Here is a 20413-nt window from a genome sequence, read left to right as displayed (position 1 = left end):
CCACCAATGTATACGAAGGATGTTTCGAGCAGTTTTCGCGCTGCTGAACGTGTCGATCGCGGGAAAAGGCGTCTCTGGCGGATGTATACCTGACCGACTAGGGTGGGCTGCTATGAGCACACCAGCGGTCAACCTCGTCGGGCAGGTGACGCACCTGCTCCGCCAGGACATCATCGACGGGCACCTGGAACCGGGGGAGCGGCTGACCGAGGCGCGTCTGAGTGAGCGGTACGGCGTCTCCCGGGTACCTGTCCGCGAGGCGCTGCGGATGCTCGAGGGCGAGGGCTTCATCGTCGCGGACCGGCCGCGCATCCGGTCCGTCGCGGTGATCAGCGAGCAGGACGCCCGCGACCTGTTCACGGTGCGCACGACGGTCGAAGGGCTGACGGCTGCCCGTGCGGCGCTCGAGATCACCCCGGAGGGACTGCGGGCGCTGCGCTCCATCCTCGCGGCGGGGCAGGAGTCCCTCGCACAAGGGCGCACGGAGCTGTTGCCTCAGCTCAACACCGATCTGCACCGGGCGATCGCGCAGGCCAGTGCGAGCCCCATGCTCGTGTCGTTGTTCAATCAGATCTCCGGGAAGATCGCCTGGATCTACCGCGGGACGGTCGAGGCCCGGGCGCCCTCGTCCTGGGCCGAGCATGCCGAGATCGTCCGCGCGATCGTCGACCGGGACTCCGACCGTGCCCGGGACCTCATGGTCGAGCACATCGACCGGTCGCGCCGCACGACGCTGCGCGGATCGGTCGACTGACCCGACGGGTGGCTCGTCGTCTCGCGTCGAGCAAGCCTCTGGCCTCGCCGTCTGCTCACCGTAGCGGGCGAGTCACACGAAACTTTCACGCCTTGGCGACGTCCCATCCGCGGGACAGGTGCGCAGGATCGCTCGGCAGATGAAACGATTGCGTGTTGGCACCACGGTCAGTTCGGCGAATGTAGGGGATCCACGTGAACGGCAATGCAACATCGGCCCATCAGAATGTGGCCCTGCTGTCACTCGCCACGACGCTGCCCGACCGTGTGACGACGTCGGCGGAGATCGAATCTCGCCTGGCGGCCACGCTCAAGCGTCTCCGGCTGCCCTCGGGTCTGCTGCAGCGGGTCGCCGGGATCGCCGAGCGACGCAACTGGGCCGAGGGGCAGACCTTCGAGTCCGCCGCGATCGAGGCCGGCGAGAAGGCGCTCGCCGAGGCGGGCATCGACGCCAGCGAGGTGGGCCTCATCATCAACACTTCGGTGACCCGCAAGCACCTCGAACCCTCCGTCGCCGTGCGCATGCACCACGGGCTGGGCCTGCCGTCCTCGGCGATCAACTTCGACCTCGCCAACGCGTGCCTCGGGTTCGTCAACGGCATGAGCCTGGCCGCCCAGCTCATCGACTCCGGTGCCATCCGCTACGCGATGATCATCAACGGCGAGGACGCCGATGAGATCCAGGACAACACGATCGAGCGGCTCAACCGTCCTGGGATCGGCCGCAAGGAGTTCATGAGTGAGTTCGCGAGCCTGACCCTGGGCTCCGGGGCCGCCGCCGCGCTGCTCGGCCCGGCCGACCTGCATGCCTCGGGCCACCGGATTCTCGGCGGCGTCACGCGAGCGGCCACCCAGTTCAACGACCTGTGCGTGGGATCGGTCAACGGGATGTACACCGACGCCAAGGCGCTGCTCAAGGGCGGCATGGAGCTCGTCGTCGCCGCCTGGGAGGAGGCCAAGAAGGACTGGAGCTGGTCCTCGATGGACCGCTACATCCTCCACCAGGTCTCCTCGATCCACACCGACGCGATCGTCAAGGCGGCCGGGCTCGACCGGTCCAAGGTGCCGGTCACGTACTCCCGCTACGGGAACGTCGGACCGGCGTCCATCCCGATCACCCTGTCCGAGGAGGCCGCGACGCTCTCCCCGGGAGACCGCGTGCTGCTCATGGGTGTGGGCTCCGGCCTGAACACCGCCATGATGGAGATCGCGTGGTGACGGACCGGTGACATACGACCTTCCCGCCTCCGCGTCGATCACGGCGCCGGCGGCGCTGCCTCCGCGCGGCCTCGACGGCCTCGACCCCGACTTCTCCCGCCTGGTGACCGTGCCCGCTCGGGACGCCGGTGGCGCATCTCGCACGTGGCACCTGCTCGACAACGGCGCCCAGCTCGACGCCCTGGGTGTGACGCCGGTCGGGACCATCCTCTGCGTGCACGGGAACCCGACGTGGTCCTACCTGTGGCGCAAGCTGGTCAGCCAGGGTGCCGCTGCTGGATGGCGCGTGATCGCCGTCGACCAGCTCGACATGGGCTTCTCCGAACGCACGGGTGTGCAGCGCGGCCTCCCGCAGCGGGTGCGCGACCTCGGTGAGCTCACCGCGCATGTCGGCCTCACCGGACCGGTCGTCACCCTCGGGCACGACTGGGGCGGCGTCGTCTCCGCTGGCTGGGCGCTTGACCACCCCGACCAGCTCCGCGCGCTCATGCTGCTCAACACGGCAGTGCACCAGCCCGCCGCCGATCCGATCCCAGCGCCGCTGCGCCTGGCGCTGCGCCCGGCGATCCTGGGCGCAGCGACCGTGCGCACCCCCGGCTTCCTGGAGACGACGCTCGCGCTGGCACACCCGCCGCTGAGCCGCGAGGTCAAGGCCGGCTTCCGCGCTCCCTACGCGGGCGCCGCCCGCCGCGGCGGCATCGGCGGCTTCGTCGCGGACATTCCCGTCGATTCTGATCACCCCTCACGCGTCGAGCTCGACCGGATCGCCGAGGGGCTGCGCTCCCTCGACGTGCCCGCCCTCATGCTCTGGGGCCCACGCGACCCGATCTTCAGCGACCGCTACCTGGACGACCTCGTCGGCCGCCTGCCACATGCTGACGTGCACCGGTTTGAAGGTGCGGGTCACCTGGTCGCCGAGGACGTCGACTACACGGCTGCGGTCCTGCACTGGCTCGACGGCGTGCGCCCGGCGACCACGGCTGCCCCGGAGGGTTCGCCCGACGCCGCTACCCCGCCCGACGCCGCGACCTCGCGCGACGCCGCAGCCGAGACCGCTCCCGCGGCCGGCCCTGCGACGCCCGCCACCGAGCCCGCACCCCTGCGGTGGTCGGACGACCTGCGCCCGATGTGGGACTACCTCGACGCGCTCAGCTCGTCGAGGGACACTGCGCTCGTCGAGATGGCGCCGTCGTCGGGCCCCGCCCCGCGCACGGTCAGCTGGCGCCTGCTCTCCCGGCGCGTCACCGAGATCGCCGCGGGCCTGTCCGCAGTCGGCGTCCGCCACGGCGATCGGGTGTCCCTGCTCGTCCAGCCCGGGGCGGACCTCACCGCTGTGCTCTACGCGTGCCTGCGCATCGGCGCGGTCGTCGTCGTGGCCGACGCCGGTCTCGGCGTCCGCGGGCTCACCCGCGCCGTGCGCGGGGCGTGGCCCGACCACGTCATCGGCGCCTTGCCTGGCCTGACGGCCGCCCGTGCGCTCGGCTGGCCCGGCCAGAAGATCTCGGCCGTCGACCTGGCTCCGACCGCCCGGCGCGCCCTGGGCGTCACCCACACGCTGCGCGAGATCGTGGCGCTCGGGTCCGGCGCCGGTTCTGCCCCGGTCCTGCCGTCTCCGCCGCTCCCCGGCGACGAGGCGGCGATCCTCTTCACCTCCGGCTCGACCGGCCCGGCCAAGGGCGTCGTCTACACCCACGCCCAGCTCTGCGCCATCCGAGATGTGCTCCGCGCACAGTACGACGTCGGCGTCGGCACCGGCCTGGTGGCCGGGTTCGCGCCCTTCGCGCTGCTGGGCCCGGCGCTCGGCACCCGGTCGGTCACCCCGGACATGGACGTCACCGCGCCCCGCACGCTCACCGCGCGCGGGGTCGCCGCGGCGGTCGCCGCCGCGGACGCCACGGTCGTCTTCCTCTCACCTGCCGCGATCACCAACGTCGTGGCGACCGCCGACGAGCTCACCGACGCCGACCACGCCGCACTCGCCGGGGTCCGAACCTTCCTCTCGGCGGGTGCGCCGATCTCGGAAAGCCTGCTCCGCGCCGTCGGGCAGCTCATGCCCGGGGCGACCGGGCACACGCCCTACGGCATGACCGAGGGGTTGCTGCTCACCGACATCACGGGCGAGGGCATCGCCGCGGCCCGGGCGCTCTCGGAGGCCGCCGGGCACAGCCTCGGGGTCTGCGTCGGCACCCCGACCGGACCCGCGAAGGTGCTCATCAGTGCGCTCGACGCCGATGGTCGGGCGACCGGTGTGCCCAGCAACACCCCTGGGGTGACCGGGGAGATCGTGGCGAGCGCCCCGCACCTCAAGGACCACTACGACCGGCTGTGGCTGACCAACGAGGCGAGCGTGCGCGGCACCGGCACCGGCACCGGGGCCGACGCCGTGACCGTCTCGGCCAGCCCGGCCGCGCCCTCCGCGCAGCCGGGCGAACGCTGGCACCGCACCGGCGACGTCGGGCACCTGGACGACGCCGGCCGGCTGTGGATCGAGGGGCGTCTCGCGCACGTCGTGGTGACCGCGGCGGGCGTTGTGACGCCGGTCGGGCTCGAGCAGGACATCGAGTCGCTCGCCGGCGTGGCGCGCGCGGCCGTGGTCGGCGTCGGGCCGGTCGGTACCCAGCAGCTCGTCGCCGTCGTGGAGACCGCACCGCCGGTGGGCAAGGTGCAGCGGGCGACGAGCGAGCTGTCCGCGGCGGTGCGTGCGGTGAGCCGCGAGCCGATCGCCGGAGTCCTCGTCGTCCCCACGCTGCCCACGGACGTGCGGCACAACTCCAAGATCGACCGCGCGTACCTGTCCGACTGGGCCGGTGCCGCGCTCTCCGGCGGACGCCTGCGCCCGCCGACCTCCGCCACCCGGCGGCTGCCGTGATCCAACGGTTGCCATGATTCGAGGAGCAGCATGAAGGTCCTGGTCACGGGCGCGAGCGGGTTCCTCGGCCGGACGGTCGTCGAGCACATGCTCGCCGCCGGGCACGAGGTCCGCACGTTTCAGCGGCGCCCCAGCGGGGTGCCCGGAGCGAGTGACGTGCTCGGCTCTGTGACCGATGTTGGCGACGTCGACCGCGCCGCGGGCGGCATGGACGCCATCGTGCACCTCGCCGCCAAGGTGTCCCTCGCGGGGGACCGGGCGGACTTCACCGCGGTCAACGTCGGCGGCACCCAGAACATGCTCGAGGCCGCGCGCCGCCACGGCGTCGGGTCATTCGTCCAGGTGTCCTCTCCGTCGGTGGCCCATGCCGGGGACTCGATCGTCGGCGACGACGCCCTCCCGGCGGACCCCGCCCACGCCCGCGGCGACTACGCCCGGACTAAGGCCGAGGCCGAGCTCGTGGCGCTGGCAGCGGACTCCGAGGAACTGCGCGTCGTCGCCGTCCGCCCGCACCTCGTGTGGGGCCCGGGGGACACCCAGCTCGTCGAGCGCGTCGTCGAGCGGGCGCGGGCAGGCCGGCTGCCACTGCTCGGTGACGGCACCGCCCTCATCGACTCCACCTACGTCGACAACGCCGCCTCGGCAATCCTCGCGGCGCTGCACCGGGCCGACGTCGTGCACGGCCAGTCCTACGTGGTGACCAACGGTGAGCCGCGGATGGTCGCCGAGCTGCTTGAGGGAATCTGCCGCGCGGCGGGCGTCCGGCCGCCCCAGTGGAAGGTGGCCGCCGGCCTGGCCCGCGCGGCCGGCGGCGCGATCGAGGCGGTGTGGGCCATCCGCCCCGGGGCCGATGAGCCGCCGATGACGCGATTCCTCGCCGAGCAGCTCTCGACGGCGCACTGGTTCGACCAGCGGCGCACCCGCCGGGACCTGGACTGGACGCCTGGCGTGTCGATCGAGGAAGGCCTGGCGCGGTTGGCAGTCAGCTACCGCTGACGATGGGCGAAAAAACGTCACGATCCTGCGCAACCGCTGCGCACGCCGGGGCACCGTGCGGCGCCCCGGCGCACAGCCCGCCTACGCGCGCAGGCGTCAATCCAGAGATTCTCATCCAACGGGCCGGCACGGGAATGCCCGTGGGCAACATTCCGAGGGGCTACTCAGGATTCAGGGAGCGCATAAACTTCGGACACAACATCGGAACCTTCACGTCGAGCGACGGCGTGAGCGGCCCGACCTCGGTCGGGCTGCTCCACTACCGCGCCGACGGAAGTATCCACGTAATTCCAGGGAGATCCTCGTGACCACTGATTCCACTGCGTTCCTCAGGGAGGTGCTGCTGTCGTTCCAACGGGCCCTCTGGGACGAGGTAACACCTGAGCTGCGTGGGATTGCCATCAAGCTGTTGCACCCGCTGATCGAGGCCAGGTTCATCTACGAGGCCGTGGGTGACTTTGAGCAGGAGATCACCGCTGAAGTCGGAACGTATGTTCTCGCAGACTTCCTTCCACCCGTCGATATTCGATTCACCGCTGTTGCGTCACCACCCAACGAGAAGCGCGAACTCGAAGCAGGCGAACGATGGGTCTACCGTCGCCGAGAGCAAGAGGCGTCGTAAGACTGTTCTGGCTCAACTTGGTGTCAAGGCGTCGAAGACCAGCGTCGACGAGGTCGTCAAGGCGGCCATCGCGCTGGCCGACGAGGAGGGGCTGGAGGCTGTGTCGATGCGCCGGGTCGCCGACAAGCTCGGGATCAGCGCGATGTCGCTCTACACCTATGTTCCGGGCAAGGCCGAGCTGATCGAGCTCATGGTCGACTCGATTGCCGCAGAAACACCGCTCGAACCGCACGTGGGCACGGTTCGTGCTCGCCTTGAGAACATCGCACGACAGCAGTGGGCAGAGTTCGGCCGCCACCCCTGGCTGCTGCAGGTCGACTCAAGCAGGCCGCCCCTCGGCCCTGGAGTATCGGATCGCTACGAGTGGCAGCTCGCCGCCGTCGAGGGGCTCGGGCTCAGCGACCTCGAGATGGATCAGACGCTCACCCTGCTGGTCTCCGTCGTCGCCGGCCCCGCGCGCGCGGCCCGCGCCGCTCAGCGCACGAACGAGTCATCGGGCATGAGCGACCGTGGCTGGTGGGAGATCAACGCGCCGCTGCTCGAAAAGGTGATGGACGGCGGCCGCTTTCCGCTCTCTGGTCGCGTTGGCCAGAATGTCGGCGAACTCTACAACGGCGCATCGGCTTCGACGCTGAGCTTTGAGTTCGGCCTCGCTCGCGTGCTCGACGGCATCGAGCAGCTCATCGCTTCGAAATAGAGTGATACGTCTTTTCGCCGAACAGGCGTCGCGGCCTAGTGCTTCGCCCAGACGCCCAGCTCGTTCCCGCTGGGATCCATGAAATGGAAGCGACGTCCGCCTGGAAACTCGTAAGGCCCTGTCGCAATCTTTCCCCCGGCCGCAAGGACACGTGTGACGCTGGCGTCCAGGTCGTCAGAGAAGAGGAGAACGAGCGGGCCTCCCGAGTGCACTGCTTCGGCGAGACGAAGCCCGCCGATCTCGCCTCCTTCAACGGCGAGGTCCCGGATGCCGGCATACTCCGGCCCGTAGTCGACGAACGTCCACCCGAACGCCTCAGAGTAGAAGTTTTTTGCATCGACTACATCGAGCACAGCGAGCTCGATGTAGTCGATGTGGTGGTGTCGATGTGGTGACGCTTGCACCTTGGTGTCAAGGATGCGCACTCGGGCCAGGACTCGGGTCGCGGATCGTGTTCCGCGGTCGGTCCAGGTGGCGGTCAGGATCTCGGTCTGGGAACCGTCGGTCACTGGTGGGAGGTCGGGTGCGTCGGTGTCCGGCGCGCGCACGAGGTCGATGCGGGCCTTGCCGGCGGGGCCCTCCGCATCCGAGCCGCTGCCGACGACCGTGGCCGTGGACTCGCGCAGCACGGGAGCGCCATCGGACTCGACGTACTGGTCTGCCTCGCGGCCTCCGGTGAGCACGGTCGTGGCGAGCGCGGCGCGGTAGACCGGGTCGCCCTCGGCGTCGTAGACCCAGCGCGGGCCGAGCACCGAGTGCTCCATGGTCGTGATGAGCCAGGCGTCGCCACCCTCGAGGGGTGCGCCGCGGTAGGTGAGCGGGACCTGCAGAACCGGTCCGTTCCCCGCACGCACGAGCAGCGTCTCGATGCCGACCTCGCCGTCGGGGTCGTCGAAGCGGAACGAGGCGACGAGCGTCAGGCCCGTGTCTGCCTCGCCCTCGAACCACGGCTGGGACGGTGCCCACGCGTCGAGGAGCTCAAGCTTGGTCGGTCGGATCGTCGCCTTGTGGATGAGAGCCATGGTCCGACTCTAGCGAGGTGGCGGCTGCGATGTCGGCCGTCGCCGCGCCCTCGACGGCGAGATCAGGGGAGGATCTCCGCGTGCGTCCAAACGCCGTCCGCGCCTTTGTCGTACCGGGTCTTGAGGGCCGCGACATCCCGCCCCACCCCCTGCCACAGGTCGACGCGGGTCGGGGTGAACTCGATGGTCGTCCACGAGGCGGGCATGGGCAGTCCCTCTGCGGGCCGAGCAGCGTGGTGGGCCACGCGCTCGGCGACGAGGGTGGCGCTCGTGGGCACGTCGGCCGAGACGACCTCCGGGTCGATCGCGCCGTCGCCGGCGCCGGTGAGAACGTCGTCGTAGGCCCAGGCGACGAGCTGGAGCTGGCGCGGGCGGGTGGGGTAGGCGGCCCGGGAGGTCGCCTCGTCGAGCTCGACCGCGCTCCCGTGCAGGATCACCTGGCGGCCGATCTCGGGCCAGAAGAACACCGCGCTCGCCCGCGGGTCGCCGAGCAGGTCTCGGGTCTTGGTGGTCGGGGCAGAGGAGTGGAAGCGCACGTGCTCGGAGTCGATGAGCGTGCTCAGGACGGTGCGGGCGTGCGGCGCGCCATCGGGCCCGACCGTAGCGAAGGTGAGCGTGCGCGGGCTCGGGGCGCCGGCCAGGGCTGCCTCCTCGACCCACTCGGCGAGCGTGGCGAGCGGGTCCGCGGACGCGGTGACCTCCCGCGGCGCGGTGCCCTCCGTGATGCTGGCGTCGGGTCCGGTGGTGGGGTGCTCTGCCATGGTCGGGCTCCTTCGGTGCGGTCTAGTTGCGTGCGGTCGAGCGTGCGCCGGAGCGGGCGTCCGGCAGAGGGCTCTGTGGGTCAGTGGGTGTGCAGCGCGCCGCCAGCGACGTTCTCGGGGCCGGAGTGCACCACGAGGATCACGCAGTCCTCGGTCCCGACCCGACGGTGGCGGTGCTGGGTCGTGCCGGGGTAGCCGATGGACTGCCGGGCGTTGAGGGAATGCAGTTCGACGTGCTCGGCGCCCGTGGCGGGGTCCGCCGGGGAGCGCAGCTCGACCTCGAGGTGGCCGGAGACCACGTAGACGAACTCGTGGCGGCCATGTGCAAAGTAGCCCTCGAAAGTGTCGGGGACGTTAATGAACTCGGTGACGTCCGCGCCGTCGGGCACGTGGCTGAGCAGGCGCGCCGAACCCTTCTGGACGGTCAGGACCGGGCTGGACGCGGCGTCGACCAGGCCCGTGCTCGGGGAGCTCGGCGGGGTCGCCTCGGCGAGCAACGACTGCTGGGTCGTCCCGAGCGCCTCGGCGATCAGGAAGAGGGAACGCATGGACGGGCGGGCCCGTCCGCGCTCAAGCTGGCTGAGGAAGGAGTGGGACAGCTCGCTCGCCGCGGCCACCTCCACGAGGGTCTTGCCGAGGGCGTGCCGGCGGGTGCGGATGACCTGTCCCAGGCGCTCGTCAGCGGACTCGGGGACGGGGGTGATGGGCGTTCTGGACCGATCTGGGACGGCTGAGGACATCGGTCACACATCCGGTTCCTGGTGGTTACGTGCGCGAAACAGAGGCTGCCTAACGTTCTGAATGTTAGTCACATCAACATTCATTCGACACCGGACACACCAGGAGGTGGATATGCCCAGCACCGCCCAGACGGCCACACCGCCGCAGGCACCGCCCGCAGGCTGCGCGTCGGCCGCGACCTGGTTCCACGTCGAGGACCTCGGCGACGGCGTGACGCTCATCTCCGAACCCGGGCACGTCAACTGCTTCCTCGTCCAGGGCACCGACCGCGCGCTGCTCTTCGACTCCGGCCTGGGCATCGCCCCGATCTCCGAGATCGTCGCCTCGCTCACCGACACACCGCTCCTGGTGGTCAGCTCCCACGACCACGTCGACCACCGCGGCGGCAACGCCGACCTGGTGGCCCACGCCGAGGAGCTCCGGCTCGTCGCGATCGCCGCCCACCCGAGCGCGGTCGACCCCGCGAGCGCAACCCACCGCGCGGCCGACCCCGGCTTCCTGCTCGACTACGCAGCCGCCATGACTGGGGTCTACGAGGACTACCTCCGTTTCGAGGCACTCGACGAGCAGAGCTTCTTCGTCCTGGCAGGCCTCGGCCGGATGCGTCCCATGCCGGACACCTCCACCTGGCACGTCCCCGGGGTCCGCCCCACCCTCGCGCTGCACGACGGCGCGCGCATCGACCTCGGTGACCGGACGCTGCGCGTCGTGCACACCCCGGGCCACAGCCCCGACTCCCTCGTCCTGGTCGACGAGCGCAGCGGGACGCTGCTCGCCGGTGACACCGTCATCGCGGCGGCCTCCTGGCTCCACAACGACGGCAGCGACCTGGCCGCCTTCGCCGCCTCGACGGCCCACCTCGCGGGGCTGCCGCTGACCCGGGTGCTCACGGCCCACAACCTGATCGCCGTGCAGCCGCCGGAGCGCGTCGCGGCGGTCGCCCGAGCGGCCGCCCTCACCCGCGACGGTGGCACCCGGCCGGTCGCAGGGTGGGACCTGCTCGGCTACCCCGTCGACCGCCACACCCACGCCGGCGTCACGCTGCTGCTGCCCGCCTCCCCGTCTTCTCGCACGGCCGACGACGCGGCCGCCGTCAGCGACCTCGCCGTCACAGGCGCCCCCACCGCCCACCGCAGGGCCGACCTCGCCAAGGAGCTCGCATGAGCCAGCCCACGCACGTCCCGGTGACCCGGACCGTCCCGCTCTGTGCCCCCGGCGCCGCGGGACACACCGCCGGTCTGCAGGTCAGCGCGATCCGCTCGGTCCGCCTGGTCGACGGGACGCTCGCGGACCTGGTGGTGGCGGGCGGCCAGATCACCGCCGTGCTGCCGGCCGGCGCCCCGCGCCCGGCCGGGCCGCTCGGCGCGACCGGCATCCCGACCGGCACCGCGACGGGCGCCGTCGAGCTCGACGCGCACGGCTGGCGGGTGATCCCGGCCGCCTCGGAGCCGCACGCCCACCTCGACAAGGCCCTCAGCGGAGAGCGAGTCGACTACTTCTCCGGGACCACCCAGAACGACCTCGCCGCCGCGATCGAGCAGTGGCGCGGCCTGCTCGCCACGATCGACGAGGCCGACATCCGCGACCGCGCGACCCGCGCCGTCGAACGCTATGTCTCCCGCGGGATCACGAGCATCCGCACCCACGTCGACTTCCCGCTGACTGGCGACCCGCTGCGCGGGCTCAAAGCGCTCACGGCCGTGCGCGACGCCCTCGCCGGGGTCATGACCATCCAGGTGGTCGGTCTCGCCGGGCAGCACACCCCCGACGCCGTCATCGAGGACGCGATCTCCCTCGGCCTCGACGTGATCGGCGGCTGCCCGCACATCTCCGAGGACCCCCACCGCGAGACGACCCGCATGCTCGACCTCGCCGAGCGCACCGGGCTGCCCGTCGACCTGCACACCGACGAGCAGACGAACGCGGACGAACTCGACATCGTCGACCTCGCCCACCAGGTGATCGCCCGCGACCTGGGCCAGCTCGTCACTGCGAGCCACTGCGTCCGGCTCGGCTCGTTGCCCCCCGAGCGACTGCACCCGGTCCTCGACCTCGTGGCCCGCTCCGGGATGGGCATCGTGACCCTGCCGATCACCAACCTCTACCTCCAGGGCTGGGACGCCACGCACCTCGCCCCCCGCGGCCTGACCGCCGTCCGGGCGATCCTCGACGCCGGCATCCCGCTCGCCGCAGGCGCGGACAACCTCCGCGACCCCTTCAACCCGGTCGGCCGGGCGGACCCCTTCGAGACGACGTCGCTGCTCATCACGGCAGGCCACCTGACCCCGGTCGAGGCGCTCGCCGCCGTGACGACCGGCGCCCGCACAGTCCTCGGGCTCCCCGCAGTGCTCGACGTCGGGCCGGGACGCGCGCCGTTCGCGGAGGCCACACCGGTGGCCGCCGACCTGATCCTCGTGCCGGACGTCGACCTCGGCGACGTGCTCGCCGGAGCGGTCGACGCCCGCGTCGTCCTGCACGGCGGTCGGGTGCTCGCCGACACCCGCACCTCCCGGACCCTCGACCTCTCCCAGCGTTCTCCCTCAACCCCGATCCACCCCGCCAAGGCCTCTGCTGGCATACCTGACCGACCCGTCCTCGAGCACGTGAGGTGATCACCATGACCACTCCCACCGACGTAGTCCACGAACGCATCCAGCACATCTCCCAGACCCGCACCCTCGTCCTGGACAACGTGTCCAAGACCTTCTCCACCGGGACCGTCGCCCTGACCGGCGTGGATCTCAAGGTCGCCGCAGGTGACTTCGTCTCCGTCGTCGGCCCCTCCGGCTGCGGCAAGTCCACTCTGCTGCGCCTGGCCTCCGGGCTCGACGACGCCACGACGGGCACGGTCGAGGTCAACACGGACTCCACGAGCTACGTGTTCCAGGACCCGACGCTGCTGCAGTGGCGGACGGCCCAGAAGAACGTCGAGCTGATCGGCGAGCTGCGCAGCAAGTCCAAGATCGAGCGTCGCAAGGCCGCCCAGGAGGCCCTCGAGCTCGTGGGCCTGGGTGGCTTCGAGAAGCAGTACCCGCGCCAGCTCTCCGGCGGCATGCGGATGCGCGTCTCCCTCGCCCGGGCGCTGGTCGCCGAGCCGGACCTCTTCCTCTTCGACGAGCCCTTCGGTGCGCTCGACGAGATCACCCGGCTCAACATGCAGACCGAGCTGCAGCGCCTCTTCGCGCTCAAGCGGTTCGCCGGCCTGTTCATCACGCACTCGGTCTCCGAGGCCGTCTACCTGAGCACCCGCGTGATCGTCATGAGCGGGCGCCCCGGGACGGTCGTGGCCGACCTCGACATCCCGTTCTCCTACCCCCGACCGCCCGAGCTGCGCTTCGACCCCGCCTTCGCCGAGCTGTCCGGCCGGGTGTCCGCCGCACTGGAAGGAGACCACCGATGACCACCGAGACCCGCGCCGCTGCCCGCGCAATGAGTGCACCCACCCCGGTTGTGCCCGACGCCGCCCAGCCGGCGGCCGAATCCCCGGCCCGGGCCGCGTCGTCGGGCACGGGCTGGCGGGTGACCAAGAAGGTCGCCGCGAGCGCGGGGCCGGTCGTGGGCGCCTTCGCCGGTGCGATCGCCCTCTGGTACCTCATCAGCTACCTCGTGCTCCCCGAGGGCCGCCGGTTCCTGCTGCCACCACCCCACCAGGTGCTCACCGAGTCCGTCCTGGACTGGTCCAAGGTCCAGCCGATGTTCGAGGCGCTCGCGCTCACCGCGCAGGTCGCGATGACCGGGCTCGCCATCGCGGTGGTCCTCGGCGTCGGGCAGGCGATCCTCATGAGCCAGGCGCGCTGGCTGGAGAAGTCGCTCTACCCCTACGCGGTCGTGCTGCAGACCATCCCGATCCTCGCCCTCGTGCCGCTGATCGGCCTGTGGTTCGGCTTCGGCTTCACGTCGCGGGTCATCGTCTGCGTCATCATCGCGCTGTTCCCGATGATCTCGAACACGCTCTTCGGCATCCAGGCCGCCGAGCCCGCCGCGCACGACCTGTTCACCCTGAACAAGGCGACCCGGGCGCAGCGGCTGTGGAAGCTGCAGATGCCCGCCGCGGTCCCGTCGATGTTTGCCGGCCTGAAGATCTCCGCCGGCCTCGCCGTGATCGGCGCGATCGTGGGAGACATGTTCTTCCGCCAGGGCAAGCCCGGCATCGGCAGCCTGCTCGACGTCTACCGGGCCCGGGTCGAGTCGGAGAACCTGCTCACCGCGATCGCCCTGGCTTCCCTGTTCGGCGTCCTCGTCTTCGCGGTCTTCTCTGCGATCGACAAGGCCGTCATGGCGAAGTGGTATGGGCGGCGCTGACCGCTCGCCCCACCCCTCTCCACCCCTCATCCAGCGACCCGCGACCGCGGGCCGCTCCACCCCGCACACCCATTTCACCGCCTTCCCTTGGCAGACCCCCACCCCCTTTCCACAAGGAGTTGCACCATGATCCGCTCCAGAGCAGCCGTCATCGCCGGGTCCACCTTCTCCCTCGTCTCCTTGCTCGCGCTCAGCGCGTGCTCGGCCGGGGAAGACACCGCGGAAGCTTCCAAGCTCGAGATCCCCGCCGCCGAGAAGGGCTCCGCCCTCGACCTGTCGGACGTGTGCCCCGCGACCGTCGTCTTTCAGCAGGACTGGGAGCCCGAAGCCGACCACGCGGGCATGTACTCCCTCGTCGGCGCGGACTACACGATCGACACCGACAAGAAGCGGGTCTCCGGCTCGCTCGTCGCCCAGGGCGTGGACACCGGCGTCAACATCGAGGTCCGCCCCGGCGGATCCGCGATCAGCTACCAGTCGGTGACCTCCCAGATGTTCGTCGACGAAGACATCATGTTCGGCGCGGTGAACACCGATGGTGCGATCGCGTCGTCGGCCAAGCAGCCGGTCACCGCGGTCATCGCCCAGCTCAACGTCTCCCCGCAGGTCATCATGTGGGACCCGGCGACGTACCCGGACGCGACCACCATCTCCGACATCGCGGCCGAGGGCGCCTCGATCGTCGTCTCCGGGGGCGGCAGCAACCTGGGCGCGCTGCTCTCGGGCAACGGCACCGTCCCGGCCGACCAGATCGATCCCTCCTACAACGGTGACCCGTCCCGCTTCGTCGGTGACCCGACGATCGCCCAGCAGGGCTTCGCCACGGCCGAGCCGTTCGTCTACGAGAACGAGATCTCCTCGTGGGGCAAGCCCGTCGCCTACCAGCTCGCCTCCGAGGTCGGCTACGACATCTACCCCGAGCCGCTCGCCGTGCGCACCGCGGACCTGGAGAAGTACACGCCCTGCCTGGAGAAGATCGTGCCGATCCTGCAGCAGACGCAGATCGACTACCTCGCGGACCCTGCCTCCACGAACGCGCTGATCGTCAAGCTCGTCGAGGAGTACAACACCGGCTGGGTGTACTCCGCCGGCGTCGCGGAGTTCTCTCACCAGGCGCTGACGGACCTCAACATCGTCCAGACCGACGCCTCCGGGATCTTCGGCGGGATGGACACGGCTCGCATCCAGTCCGTCATGGACACCTTCACCCCGATCCTCGAGTCGAGCGGGACGGACGTCGCGGACGACCTCACCCCCGAGGACCTGTTCACGAACAAGTTCCTGGACCCGTCGATCACGCTCGACTGACCCGGTCGCACACCGCCTCACCGCCTCACCCGCGCAACTGAGAAGGACCCCTCATGACCCTCACCCCCGAGGGTGCTGCCTCCTTCGCCGAGCTCGTCACGAGCGAGCTCGGCGAAGGGGTCGCGAGCACCGACCCGGACCTCATCCAGAAGTGCTCCTCGGACTGGTCGCGCATGTCGCCGATCCTCCAGGAGAAGCTCCCCCCGGGCCGCTACCCCGCCGACCTCGTGGTGCGGCCCACCACCCCCGAGCAGGTGCCGACGTTCCTGCGGCTGGCGTACGACCGCGACGTTCCCGTCGTGCCGCGGGGCGCGGGGACTGGCAACTACGGCCAGGCGACCCCGTTCACCGGGGGAGCGGTCCTGGACCTGCGTGCCCTGGACAAGGTCACCGAGATCGGCGACGGCTTCGTCACCGCTCAGGCCGGCGCCAAGCTCACCGTCATCGACGCCGCGGTGCGCGACGCCGGGCACGACCTGTGGATGTTCCCGTCCACCAAGGGCTCGACGATCGGCGGCTTCATCGCCGGCGGCAGCGCCGGCACCGGGACGGTCGAGCGCGGCACGACCGCCGACGGCTTCGTCACCGCCATGACGATCGCTCCGTGCGACGGCTCGGGACGGTCCTTCCGGGTCGAGGGCGCCGACACCATCCCCTACATCCACACCTACGGCGTGACCGGCATCGCGACCGAGCTCACCGTGCGTACCGACCCGGCCCGGCACTGGGTGGCCGTCTACGCCGCCTTCGCCGACTACGGCCGGGCGATCGCGGTCCACCGGTCCCTGCCGGACCTCGCGGTCCTGCCCCGGCTGGCCTCCCTCGACGAGCCCGGCCTGGTCGCGACCCTGCCGGCCCCGATCGAGCTCGACGCGACCCGGACCAGCCTGCGGATGATCCTCGAGGTGTCCACGGTCGAGGAGGTCTCGCGCCGCGTGGTGGCCGCCGGCGGCGAGGTCGTGGCGGTCTTCGACGACTATGCCGCCACGGACAAGCTCTCCTCGATGTCCTACAACCACCCCGTGTACTTCCTCCAGCAGTCCGGGTACCCCTGCTTCCACCTCGAGGTGGGCGGCACGGCGCTGTGGGACGCCCCCGACCTCATCCGCACCGTGTACCCGAACGCCATGGTGCACGTCGAGCTGCGCACCATGGGTCCGCTCGGCATGTACGTCGCGGACTACGAGTCCGAGGACCAGGTGCTCGGCGGGTTCGCCGCGCTCGAAGAACTGGGTGTGGGCATCCACAGCCCGCACCAGTGGATGGTCGACCGGCACGTCGCCGAGGCCCTGGCCATCTCCCCGATCACAGACCCCAAGGGCCTGCTCAACCAGCTCAAGCTTGACCGAGACGGTGTGGTCCCAGCGCGGATCGACACCAGGAATGAGGCTCTCGTTGCCCGCACCCCAGTTCATTGACCTGACCTTCCAGCAGGTCGCAGCCCTGCCTGAGGACACCGTGGCGATCCTGCCGCTCGGTGCGATCGAGCAGCACGGCGCGCACCTGCCGGTCTCGACCGACTACCTCGTGGCTACGAGCGTCGCCGAGGCGGCCGTCGCCTCGGTCGCCGAGGCGGGCACGGCGAACGTCGTCCTGCTGCCGGGCCTGGCGTACACGAAGTCCGACGAGCACCACTGGGCACCGGGAACCATCTGGTTGACCTGGGAGACGCTCATGAACACGCTCATCGACATCGGGAGGTCGCTCGCGAACTCCCCGGTCAAGAAGCTCATGTTCGTCAACGGTCACGGCGGCAACTCGGCGCTGGGCCAGGTCGCCTGCCGGGAGCTGCACCGCCGCTTCGGGCTGCAGACCTTCTTCGCCCACTCCTCGGTCCCCAAGGACCAGGGCGGCGTGGCCGCGATCGACGTCGAGAACGGCTTCGGCGTGCACGGCGGTCACTCCGAGACGTCGATGGTCCTGCACCTGCGTCCCGAGCTCGTGCACATGGACCTGGCAACCCGCCAGGTGCCCGACGCCATGGCCGAGTACAAGCACATCGGCTTCGGCAAGTCCGTGAGCTTCGGTTGGACCTCGGACGACTTCGGTCCCGGCGGGGTGATCGGTGACCCCACGGGAGCCTCGGCCGACCTCGGCAAGGAGCTCTTCGAGGCCGCGGTGGCCAAGATCGCCGAGTCCATCGTGGAAGCCAGCACCTTCAAGATCGGCTGACTGGGGTCCGGTCCGGTCCGGTCCGGTCCGGTCCGGTCCGGTCCGGACCGGCCCGGCTTGCCAGGGTCCGGACTGGCCCCGGTTCGCCCCGTTCCACCTCCGCTGAGTGCGGTCAGATGGCTGCCCGATGTCCGTTTTGGGCAGCCATCTGACCGCACTCAGCGAGGAGGGGTGGGGGACTGGGGGAGGGATGCCGGGGTGCCGAGCTCGGCCCGGGCGGTCGGGGTCATGACATACCGCCACAGCACGGGGGCGAGCTGGCTCTTGTCGATAGCCATGGCGTCTGTACGCAGGACCGCAGAGTCGGCCTTGATCAGCTTTTCTCCGGTGAACCATCCGGCGGTCCGGGAGTGCGTGATGGCTTGCCCGCCCCGGCTGAGCACCATCACCCCCATGGGACGCTCACTGCTCACTGCCGCGATCTCGTCCCATCCGATCGACAGGGTCAGCCCGCGAGACCGGTAGTCGAGACCGTCCGGGGTGAGCAGGAGTACCCCGGCGTTGAAGCGTCCGCACGCGGCCAGCAGCAGCGGGACAAACAGCCACAACCCCAGGGCGCCGAGGATCACGGCCAGCGGAATCGATGATCCGACGGCGAGGATCGCCCAGCCCAGGCAGGTGGCACCCAGGACGGCCATGACCACGAGCCCCAGGGTGAAGGCGACCGGCTCGCGGCGCAGGACCGTCGCCGGGCGGCCGCCTACCACGGACAAGGTCGGTGCCGGCGGCGTCACGACGCGCATCTGCAGCACGACGGACGCTCCTCCTACGAGGAAGACGCCGAGGCTCCCGGCGCCCATCACCGCTATCGCCGGCACGTCGTTCGCCACGCCGCTGATGAGCGCGAACGCGCCGACGACCAGCAGCAGAACGATGCCCACGATGTCGATCGCGCGCAGTCCGTCGCGACCGACCGACCGCACCGGGGCGAGCGCGGACCCGGGTCCCTTCATCCGAACACCGAGTCCCAGGCGTCGCTGAGACCGTCGCCGACCCATCCGGCGGCTCCGCTCGCGAGGTCGCCGATCGCCTTGCCGGTGCCGACCAGGTCATCCACGCCCTGCTGGAAGGCCGCGCCGACGTCGGGTCCGTTCTCGAAGAACCCGTCCACCATGCCGGAGGTGAAGATCCCCACGGCACCGCCGATGACCGCTCCGGCGACCGCGCCGACCACCGTCCCCACGATCGGCACCGGGATCAACGTACCCACGCCCGCACCGATCGCGACGCCTACTCCGACGGACGCGGCGAACCCGGCAACGTTCGAGACAGTCGCCTGGGTTGCGCTCTCCCCGGCCTGGATGTCCATCCAGATCGAGACTCCGGTGAGGATCCCGCCGGTAGCCGCACCGAAGATCCGTCCGGCGCGCACACCCCGGATCGCGTCGTCGGCGGTGCCGGCGGCCTGGGCGCGCAGCCGAGCAGCGTCATCGAGATCCTGGTAGAAGAGCTCTGGGTGCAGGGCCGCACCGGGCAGCTTGATGTTGGTCTCGAGCGTCTCGGCCAGGGTGCGCAGGTGCGCGGCCTGACCGGTGATCGCCGCGGTGCCGAGGCCGGCGTAGGTGTCGATCACGCCGGCGAGGAGGATGCTCGCCGTGGGTACTGTCACGGCGAGGACGTTCGCCTGCACATCGGCCAGGCTGGTGGCGGCCGTATCGAGTGCCGTGCCGATCCGGGTGACCTCGGTCGAGGCCGCGGTGTAGGCCTGCCATCTGGTCACGTTCGTGTTGTAGGCGGTCACCGCGGAGTTGTAGGACGTCACCTGAGCCGCCGTCGCGTCGGCGGTCGGCGTCGTCGGGAGCGGTTGGACCGCTGCGGGGGCCAGGATCGCGGTGGCCGTCACCGTGAGGCCCGCCGTCGAGGCCACCGTCCGGGCTGCACCGACGTCAGTCTGGGCGGTACGGAGCGCCGAGGAGAAGGTGTCGATGCCGAGCGCGCCTGACTGGGTCGTGTCATAGAGCGCGATGGCGTGCTTGTACGCGGTGTCCATCCGGCCGCGGAAGTTGTCCCCGGCGGCCCCGTCCCATCCGCCGTCATCCTGGCGGACCGAGCCGAGCGCGGCTCCGGCGTCGTCCACGCCTGACCCGAGGCTTGAGCGCAACCAGGTCGCGATGGTCGTCAGCTGGGTGGGATCTCCGTCCACCACGGTGCCGATCGTCACCAGCCCGGTCCCGTCCCGGTCAGTGACGCGCGGTTGTTCTCGTCGACCGTGGAGTAGGTCGCCCGGGATGCGCTCACCCCGGCCGCGCCGACGTCGAGCACCTCGCAGATGTTCACGGCCCCGGCAGTCAGGTGCTTGAGGATCGCGGCTGTCGCCGCTGCACCGGCTGAGGGGGACACCTGGTTCGGTGCGCCCGTGGCCGATGCGCCCATCGCCTCGGCTGCACCCTCGAGCTTGGTTGTGATGGAGCTGAGGGAGTTGAGATCGACCCCGACCTGCGCGCTCATGCGGGCACCTCGCCTCGGGCGCGCTCGGGGATGCGCAGGTCGAGATAGAGGACGTCGTAAGGGGTCTCGTCATGGACCCGCTGGAGGTCGGGGATGGTCATGAGGGACCAGGGGACCTGGTCACCCGCTCCGGCGCGGAGCCGGTCGAGGGCGGAGTAGGCCAGGAGCGCGGTGCGGCCGTCGGCGGTCTTGCGCAAGGTCACGTTGACGGTGCCGGTCTCGGCGACGGCCGTGCACGGGACGTAGACGACCGGTGGGAAGTCGTTCGGGATCATGGCGAGGGTCCTTGCGTCGGGGCCTGAGACTGGTTGGCCTTGCTGCTGCCCACGGGAAGGTGGGTTGTCCGTCAACGCGAGGCTACCGGAATGGGATAGCCGCGTCCCGTGGCTTCGATGGTGAGTTCTCCCCGACTCCCGCCATCGGTGGTGCGGGCGGCGCCCGGGTGGTGCGCTGCATCTGGGAAGATAGGGACGACGTCGGGCACCACCGGCGCCGGGCGCCTGC

The 20413-nt window shown here is 70.6% G+C and carries 21 protein-coding genes; 14 read left to right on the top strand and 7 right to left on the bottom strand.

Annotated features, from left to right (window positions below; translation table 11 throughout):
* The first annotated feature begins 112 nt into the window (after positions 1-112).
* The 7 genes from BLQ50_RS00580 to BLQ50_RS00560 all read left to right on the top strand — a co-directional run bounded on the left by BLQ50_RS00580 (position 113) and on the right by BLQ50_RS00560 (position 7155).
* Positions 113-754: a GntR family transcriptional regulator gene (locus BLQ50_RS00580; RefSeq protein ID WP_175558959.1), complete on the top strand. Its 642-nt coding sequence runs from the start codon at positions 113-115 to the stop codon at positions 752-754.
* Between the two features lie 188 nt (positions 755-942).
* Positions 943-1971 (top strand): 3-oxoacyl-ACP synthase III, encoded by a 1029-nt coding sequence (locus BLQ50_RS00575; protein WP_093180419.1) that lies wholly within the window; start codon positions 943-945, stop codon positions 1969-1971.
* Positions 1972-1978: 7 nt separating this feature from the next.
* Complete coding sequence (locus BLQ50_RS00570; protein WP_093180418.1) at positions 1979-4840, top strand: alpha/beta fold hydrolase; 2862 nt, start codon at positions 1979-1981, stop codon at positions 4838-4840.
* Positions 4841-4870: 30 nt separating this feature from the next.
* Entirely contained in the window at positions 4871-5836 is a 966-nt protein-coding gene (locus BLQ50_RS00565; RefSeq protein ID WP_093180416.1) for an NAD-dependent epimerase/dehydratase family protein, read from the top strand.
* 2 nt (positions 5837-5838) lie between these two features.
* Positions 5839-6144 carry a polymorphic toxin type 50 domain-containing protein gene (locus BLQ50_RS19365; RefSeq protein WP_139185643.1) on the top strand — a complete coding sequence of 102 codons (306 nt, stop codon included), beginning with the start codon at positions 5839-5841 and terminating at the stop codon, positions 6142-6144.
* Complete coding sequence (locus BLQ50_RS19360; protein WP_483826435.1) at positions 6141-6458, top strand: MafI2 family immunity protein; 318 nt, start codon at positions 6141-6143, stop codon at positions 6456-6458. The genes BLQ50_RS19365 and BLQ50_RS19360 overlap by 4 nt, the downstream gene beginning before the upstream one ends.
* Entirely contained in the window at positions 6376-7155 is a 780-nt protein-coding gene (locus BLQ50_RS00560) for a TetR/AcrR family transcriptional regulator (RefSeq protein WP_483826437.1), read from the top strand. The genes BLQ50_RS19360 and BLQ50_RS00560 overlap by 83 nt, the downstream gene beginning before the upstream one ends.
* Positions 7156-7190: 35 nt before the next feature.
* Here the strand turns inward: BLQ50_RS00560 and BLQ50_RS18895 are convergent, their stop codons facing one another.
* The 3 genes from BLQ50_RS18895 to BLQ50_RS00545 form a co-directional block, all read right to left on the bottom strand.
* Complete coding sequence (locus BLQ50_RS18895) at positions 7191-8177, bottom strand: CG0192-related protein (RefSeq protein ID WP_245700810.1); 987 nt, start codon at positions 8175-8177, stop codon at positions 7191-7193.
* Positions 8178-8239: 62 nt separating this feature from the next.
* The gene (locus BLQ50_RS00550; RefSeq protein WP_093180413.1) at positions 8240-8938 is read right to left on the bottom strand and encodes a pyridoxine/pyridoxamine 5'-phosphate oxidase; all 699 of its coding nucleotides are present in this window, start codon (positions 8936-8938) and stop codon (positions 8240-8242) included.
* An 80-nt stretch (positions 8939-9018) separates the two neighbouring features.
* Positions 9019-9678: a helix-turn-helix domain-containing protein gene (locus tag BLQ50_RS00545; protein ID WP_093180412.1), complete on the bottom strand. Its 660-nt coding sequence runs from the start codon at positions 9676-9678 to the stop codon at positions 9019-9021.
* A gap of 112 nt (positions 9679-9790) precedes the next feature.
* Here BLQ50_RS00545 and BLQ50_RS00540 point away from each other — a divergent pair, with 112 nt between their 5' ends.
* From BLQ50_RS00540 to BLQ50_RS00510, 7 genes are all read left to right on the top strand, one after another.
* On the top strand, positions 9791-10843 hold the full coding sequence (locus BLQ50_RS00540; protein ID WP_093180410.1) for an MBL fold metallo-hydrolase: 1053 nt from the start codon (positions 9791-9793) through the stop codon (positions 10841-10843).
* Positions 10840-12291 carry an amidohydrolase family protein gene (locus BLQ50_RS00535; RefSeq protein WP_093180409.1) on the top strand — a complete coding sequence of 484 codons (1452 nt, stop codon included), beginning with the start codon at positions 10840-10842 and terminating at the stop codon, positions 12289-12291. Before BLQ50_RS00540 ends, BLQ50_RS00535 begins: the two co-directional genes overlap by 4 nt.
* 5 nt (positions 12292-12296) lie before the next feature.
* Positions 12297-13079 carry an ABC transporter ATP-binding protein gene (locus BLQ50_RS00530; RefSeq protein WP_093181573.1) on the top strand — a complete coding sequence of 261 codons (783 nt, stop codon included), beginning with the start codon at positions 12297-12299 and terminating at the stop codon, positions 13077-13079.
* The gene (locus BLQ50_RS00525; protein WP_245700809.1) at positions 13076-13981 is read left to right on the top strand and encodes an ABC transporter permease; all 906 of its coding nucleotides are present in this window, start codon (positions 13076-13078) and stop codon (positions 13979-13981) included. The genes BLQ50_RS00530 and BLQ50_RS00525 overlap by 4 nt, the downstream gene beginning before the upstream one ends.
* Positions 13982-14107: 126 nt before the next feature.
* Complete coding sequence (locus BLQ50_RS00520; RefSeq protein ID WP_093180407.1) at positions 14108-15289, top strand: substrate-binding domain-containing protein; 1182 nt, start codon at positions 14108-14110, stop codon at positions 15287-15289.
* A 53-nt stretch (positions 15290-15342) separates the two neighbouring features.
* Positions 15343-16707: an FAD-binding oxidoreductase gene (locus BLQ50_RS00515; RefSeq protein WP_093180406.1), complete on the top strand. Its 1365-nt coding sequence runs from the start codon at positions 15343-15345 to the stop codon at positions 16705-16707.
* Complete coding sequence (locus tag BLQ50_RS00510) at positions 16685-17461, top strand: creatininase family protein (protein WP_245700808.1); 777 nt, start codon at positions 16685-16687, stop codon at positions 17459-17461. The genes BLQ50_RS00515 and BLQ50_RS00510 overlap by 23 nt, the downstream gene beginning before the upstream one ends.
* A 158-nt stretch (positions 17462-17619) precedes the next feature.
* On the opposite strand, the gene BLQ50_RS00505 is transcribed toward BLQ50_RS00510, so the two are convergent.
* From BLQ50_RS00505 to BLQ50_RS00490, 4 genes are read right to left on the bottom strand one after another with little or no spacing between them, the layout of a single operon-like run.
* Positions 17620-18414 (bottom strand): hypothetical protein, encoded by a 795-nt coding sequence (locus BLQ50_RS00505; RefSeq protein WP_093180403.1) that lies wholly within the window; start codon positions 18412-18414, stop codon positions 17620-17622.
* Entirely contained in the window at positions 18411-19622 is a 1212-nt protein-coding gene (locus tag BLQ50_RS00500; RefSeq protein ID WP_093180402.1) for a hypothetical protein, read from the bottom strand. The genes BLQ50_RS00505 and BLQ50_RS00500 overlap by 4 nt, the downstream gene beginning before the upstream one ends.
* Entirely contained in the window at positions 19619-19909 is a 291-nt protein-coding gene (locus BLQ50_RS00495) for a hypothetical protein (protein WP_093180400.1), read from the bottom strand. The genes BLQ50_RS00500 and BLQ50_RS00495 overlap by 4 nt, the downstream gene beginning before the upstream one ends.
* Entirely contained in the window at positions 19906-20184 is a 279-nt protein-coding gene (locus tag BLQ50_RS00490; RefSeq protein WP_093180399.1) for an SAV_915 family protein, read from the bottom strand. Before BLQ50_RS00490 ends, BLQ50_RS00495 begins: the two co-directional genes overlap by 4 nt.
* Positions 20185-20413 lie beyond the last annotated feature (229 nt).

The organism is Sanguibacter gelidistatuariae, assembly GCF_900096585.1.
Classification (GTDB): domain Bacteria; phylum Actinomycetota; class Actinomycetes; order Actinomycetales; family Cellulomonadaceae; genus Sanguibacter; species Sanguibacter gelidistatuariae.
This window is presented reverse-complemented; position numbering and strand designations above follow the sequence as displayed.

Bases quoted from the DNA above. Each gene is read 5' to 3' on its own strand.
- BLQ50_RS00580 (WP_175558959.1), top strand. From the start codon at position 113: ATGAGCACACCAGCGGTCAACCTCGTCGGGCAGGTGACGCACCTGCTC.
- BLQ50_RS18895 (WP_245700810.1), bottom strand. From the start codon at position 8,177: ATGGCTCTCATCCACAAGGCGACGATCCGACCGACCAAGCTTGAGCTC.
- BLQ50_RS00565 (WP_093180416.1), top strand. From the start codon at position 4,871: ATGAAGGTCCTGGTCACGGGCGCGAGCGGGTTCCTCGGCCGGACGGTC.
- BLQ50_RS00550 (WP_093180413.1), bottom strand. From the start codon at position 8,938: ATGGCAGAGCACCCCACCACCGGACCCGACGCCAGCATCACGGAGGGC.
- BLQ50_RS00535 (WP_093180409.1), top strand. From the start codon at position 10,840: ATGAGCCAGCCCACGCACGTCCCGGTGACCCGGACCGTCCCGCTCTGT.
- BLQ50_RS00530 (WP_093181573.1), top strand. From the start codon at position 12,297: ATGACCACTCCCACCGACGTAGTCCACGAACGCATCCAGCACATCTCC.
- BLQ50_RS00515 (WP_093180406.1), top strand. From the start codon at position 15,343: ATGACCCTCACCCCCGAGGGTGCTGCCTCCTTCGCCGAGCTCGTCACG.
- BLQ50_RS00495 (WP_093180400.1), bottom strand. From the start codon at position 19,909: ATGAGCGCGCAGGTCGGGGTCGATCTCAACTCCCTCAGCTCCATCACA.
- BLQ50_RS19365 (WP_139185643.1), top strand. From the start codon at position 5,839: ATGGGCGAAAAAACGTCACGATCCTGCGCAACCGCTGCGCACGCCGGG.
- BLQ50_RS00540 (WP_093180410.1), top strand. From the start codon at position 9,791: ATGCCCAGCACCGCCCAGACGGCCACACCGCCGCAGGCACCGCCCGCA.
- BLQ50_RS00490 (WP_093180399.1), bottom strand. From the start codon at position 20,184: ATGATCCCGAACGACTTCCCACCGGTCGTCTACGTCCCGTGCACGGCC.
- BLQ50_RS00525 (WP_245700809.1), top strand. From the start codon at position 13,076: ATGACCACCGAGACCCGCGCCGCTGCCCGCGCAATGAGTGCACCCACC.
- BLQ50_RS00505 (WP_093180403.1), bottom strand. From the start codon at position 18,414: ATGAAGGGACCCGGGTCCGCGCTCGCCCCGGTGCGGTCGGTCGGTCGC.
- BLQ50_RS00545 (WP_093180412.1), bottom strand. From the start codon at position 9,678: ATGTCCTCAGCCGTCCCAGATCGGTCCAGAACGCCCATCACCCCCGTC.
- BLQ50_RS00520 (WP_093180407.1), top strand. From the start codon at position 14,108: ATGATCCGCTCCAGAGCAGCCGTCATCGCCGGGTCCACCTTCTCCCTC.